Source organism: Salinisphaera orenii subsp. orenii MK-B5, from assembly GCF_003788635.1.
In the GTDB taxonomy this organism is placed as follows: domain Bacteria; phylum Pseudomonadota; class Gammaproteobacteria; order Nevskiales; family Salinisphaeraceae; genus Salinisphaera; species Salinisphaera orenii.
Genome location: NZ_AYKH01000032.1, coordinates 1 through 4,176, shown reverse-complemented (window position 1 = coordinate 4,176; position 4,176 = coordinate 1). Strand labels below are relative to the sequence as shown.

Sequence of the window (4,176 nt, the reverse complement as noted above, 5' to 3'; positions counted from 1 at the left end):
GGGCGCGCCGCCCCCCGCCACTGCCTGGAGCAGGCCGGTCAGCGCATCGTCGCCGAGATCGAGAACTGGCAGACGCAGGTCCACTGAGCGATGCGTCCGGGGCCGCGTCTCCTTCGGCTCGTCGGTCTCGTCAGCGCGCTGCTGGCGCTGTCGGGCTGCGTGTTCGTGACCGCTCCCTTCGGCAACGCCGATGACGCGCTTCACGAAACCACGATTCGCGGCGAGGGCTCGGCCAAGATTCTGTGGCTGCCGATCTCGGGCTTCATTTCCGATACGCCGAGCCGGCAGGCCTTCGGCCTGATCGAGCAGCCCTCGACCCTGGCACAGGTAAGCCGGGCGCTGGACCGGGCCGAGGCCGACGACGCGATCCGCGCGGTCGTGCTGCGCATCGACAGCCCCGGCGGCACGGTCGCCGCGGCCGACGAGATCTACACCCGCATCCGCCGCTATCACGAGGCCACCGGCGTGCCCGTGATCGCCAGCTTCGGCGGCGTGGCCGCCTCGGGCGGCTACTACGTCGGGTTGGCCGCGGACACGCTCATCGCCCAGCCGACCACAATCACCGGCTCGATCGGGGTGATCCTCGTCGGCGTGAACACCGCCGGCCTGCTCGACAAGCTCGGCATCGAGAACCAGAGCTACACCTCCGGCCCGCACAAGGACATCCTTTCGCCCCTGCGGCCGGCCACCGCCGAGGAGCGCGCCATCGTCCAGCGCGTGGTCGATTCGCTGTTCGCACGTTTCGTGGACGTGCTCGAACGCCGGCGTCCGGATCTGGACCGGGCCCATCTGGACACGATCACCGACGGCCGCATCCTGGCCGCCCCCGACGCCCGCGAGCTCGGGCTCGTCGACACCATCGGGCATATCGACGACGTGATCGACATCGCCCGCGAACGGGCCGGCGTCGATAACGCCCGGGTGATCCGCTACTACCGCGGTGGCCACGCACCGGCGACGCTGTCGGCGGGCTTGGCGTCCGTCGCGCCACAGGCCGAGCTCGGGCCCGCGGGCTCGGCGTTCGAACGCTGGCTGGCGCACAGCACGGGCCCGCAACCGCTGTATCTGTGGCGGGGTGCGGAACTGCGCTGATCCTGCCTCGGTCAGCCGCTGCCGGCGCGCGTCTCTCCGGGGGCGCCGTCCTCGAGCTGGGGCAGCGACGTCAGATGGGCCAGCGATTGGCGCAGGTCGGAGCCCAGCAGCTGCAGCGCGTGCTCGGCCAGATCCCGCAGCGCGGGGTCGATGGTCAGACGACTGCCCTTCTGGTGCAGCAGCCCCACGCGAACCAGCGTCTGCAGATGATTGCGAAACAGCCGCGCATCGAAGAACTCCGGGCTGTTGCGGCCGGTGAGGATGGCCATGCGTTCGGCCATGAGCTGGCACTGGCGCTCGAACCGACCGCGCTCGACCTCGCCGGCCTCGAGGTTGTGACTGAGCAGCATCACGGTCATCGCATAGCGTTCCAGCGACTCGCGCATGATGCGCGCCAGACTCATGAGCGCCGCGAACGCCGGCGAACCGGCCTGCGGCCGGCGCAGCTGGCCGGGTTGCGCGCCCGGCACCAGCAGGCCGCAGTCCAGCAGCGCGTCGGTGGCGGCGTCCAGCGCCGCCGGCGCTTCCTCGGGCTGCCAGCGCAGGAACAGCTCCGAGGCGAGCAGCGGATAGAGTTCGGCCGCGTCCGCGAGCATGGCCTCGCGGCTGCGCGACTCGAAGTGGGCGAAGAAGTTCGCGACCAGCGACGGCAGCGCGAACAGATGCATGACGTTGTTGCGGGTGTAGGTCAGCAGCACTGCCTGACGCGACTCCACCGTGAGCACGTCGCCCCAGGCATGGGGCAGGCGCACCAGGCGCATCAGCGGCTCGGCCTCGGCCAGCAGCGCCGGCCCGTCGGGTTCCGGTGCGGTGGCATCCGGCGAGTACGGGCAGCGACGCGCCAGCCCGGCCAGCAGCGCCAGGGTATCGGTCATCTCGTTCTCGGCGATGGCCTTCTGCGGGCTGCCGAGCAGGATCAGCGATGCGAGTCCCGTGGCGTTGAGGGTCGCGGTGGCGTTGATGCCCTCCATCACCCGTTCGGACAGGCCGGCCACGAACGACTGCAGCCACTGCGGCCGTGTCTCGGCGTCGAGATCGGCCATCTTGTCGCGCCAGCCGGGCAGATGGACGTCGGCGTAGTCCCAGAGGTCGATCGGCGTGCCGAAGGAGACGAACACGCGGCCGTACTTGCGCTTGAGAATCTTGGTCGAGCCACGCACCAGATCGCCCATCGATTCGCGCTTCTTCGCGCGCGTGCCGCGCAGTTCATCGAAGTACTTGTTGACCTCCATGACCCGGTCGTAGCCGATGTAGACGGGCACGATCGCGACCGGCGCACCGCCCTCGCCGAGCGCGCTCGTCACCGTCATCGAGAGCATGCCGGTCTTGGGCGGCAGCAGCCGGCCGGTGCGGCTGCGCCCGCCTTCGGGATAGAACTTCATCGGCTGGCCGCGGGCGATGAGCACCTCGACGTAGGCGCGGAACACCGCCGTGTAGAGCCGATCGCCCTTGAAACTGCGCCGCAGATAGAAGGCGCCGCAGCGCCGCAGCAGACCGCCGATCGGCCAGAAGTCGAGATTGATGCCCGCGGCGATCTGCGGCAGCGCCAGCCCCTCCCGATAGAGGATGTAGGACACCAGCAGATAGTCCATATGGCTGCGGTGTGAGGGCAGATAGATGATCTCGCGGCGGTCGTGTGAGACCGAACGCAGCCGCGGGAGATGGCGCACGTCGATGCCGTCGTAGATGCGATGCCACAGCCAGGTGAGCACGCGCAGCATGAAGCCGATGGCGATGTTGGAATAGTCCGCGGCGATCTCGTTGGCGATGTCGCGGGCGCGAACGCGCACCGCGGCCACCGTGCTGCCCTCGCGGCGCGCGGTCTCGGCGATCGCGCGGGTGACGTCGGGATCGGCCAGCAGCGAGTTGATGAGCTGACTGCGCCGCGACAGCGGCGGGCCGAGCGTGGCCGCACGCTGGCGGCGGAAATGCACCCGCAGCACGCGCACGAGCTTGCGCACCAGGGTCGCCGGCGCGGCGGCCTCGTCCAGAAAGCCCCGATAATCCAGCGGCTGACCGAAATGGACCAGCGTGTTGCGACCGTTGGCGAGCACGATCAGCAGCTTGCGCAGGCGGCCGGGCCGTTCGCTGTCCGCGAACAGGATGCGCAGGATCGAGGTCTCCTTGACCGGGTTACGTCCCCAGAAGACCGAAACCGGGACCAGCTGGACGTCGAAACTGCGATCGTGCAGCCCACGCGAAACGATGCGCTGCAGCTCGGAGCGCGTGCGACCCCGGCCCACCGGCAGCGCCAGCACCACCGCACGGTTGGTCCGGGGCAGGCGATTGGCCGCCAGATAGGGACGCGGCAGGCCGCGTTCCGCGCAGGCGGCCTCCAGGGCGAGCCAGTCCATGACGCTGCCCACCGGCAGGACATAGCAGACGGGCTTGTCGCCCTCGAGCGCGATCTCGTCGAGATCCGACGGCGTGGTGTGGGTGTTGATCCAGGCGCGCAGCGGCCAGCGCAGCAGCGGCAGGAACAACGTCAGAAAGCGCAGGAGCCAGGTCACGCGAACACGTCGGCGCTAGCGCGAACGGACGAAATAGCGCAACAGACTGCGCGTGTTCTCGCCGATGGCGCGGGCGATGCGCTCCAGCGGCCCCTGGGTCGACAGCGTCTGCCGATCGGCGGCCGTGGCCAGATGCGGTGCGTAGCGCACCCGCAGCTTGGCGAGCGCGCTCTCGTCGGCCCGCACGAACTGGCGATAGAGCCAGTTCCAGGGCAGATTCCAGCGTGCACCGCGCTGCACCCGGGCGACGAAATCCACGATGTAGGGCCGGCCCTGATCGTCGACCAGCATGTTGCCGGCCGCGCGCAGATCGCAGTGCGCGATGCCGCGGCGGTGCATGGCGTCGACCAGCGTGCGCAGTCGCGCATAGGCCGCGTCCGGCGCGTCGGCGCTGGGCCAGGGCCGGGCCGGCAGGTATTCCATGAGCAGCCCGCGGGCGTCCAGACGGCGGTGAAGCGACGGCACACCCTGGAGCCCCGCAAGCCGCACCAGCGCGCTGTACTCGCGCCAGATCAGGATCGGCGCGATCAGCCGGCCGAACCAGCCGGGCGTGCGCGCATAGTCCTTGAGGATC

At 69.9% G+C, this 4,176-nt stretch carries 3 protein-coding genes; 1 reads left to right on the top strand and 2 read right to left on the bottom strand.

From position 1 onward, the window contains the following. Positions 1-90: 90 nt before the first annotated feature. Positions 91-1,092 (top strand): signal peptide peptidase SppA, encoded by a 1,002-nt coding sequence (gene sppA / locus SAOR_RS12115; RefSeq protein WP_123631659.1) that lies wholly within the window; start codon positions 91-93, stop codon positions 1,090-1,092. An 11-nt stretch (positions 1,093-1,103) separates the two neighbouring features. On the opposite strand, the gene plsB is transcribed toward sppA, so the two are convergent. Further along, the gene (plsB, locus tag SAOR_RS12110) at positions 1,104-3,602 is read right to left on the bottom strand and encodes a glycerol-3-phosphate 1-O-acyltransferase PlsB (RefSeq protein ID WP_123631658.1); all 2,499 of its coding nucleotides are present in this window, start codon (positions 3,600-3,602) and stop codon (positions 1,104-1,106) included. Positions 3,603-3,617: 15 nt separating this feature from the next. Next, a partial coding sequence (locus tag SAOR_RS16835; RefSeq protein ID WP_185015669.1) for a protein kinase family protein occupies positions 3,618-4,176 on the bottom strand: 559 nt, incomplete at its 5' end.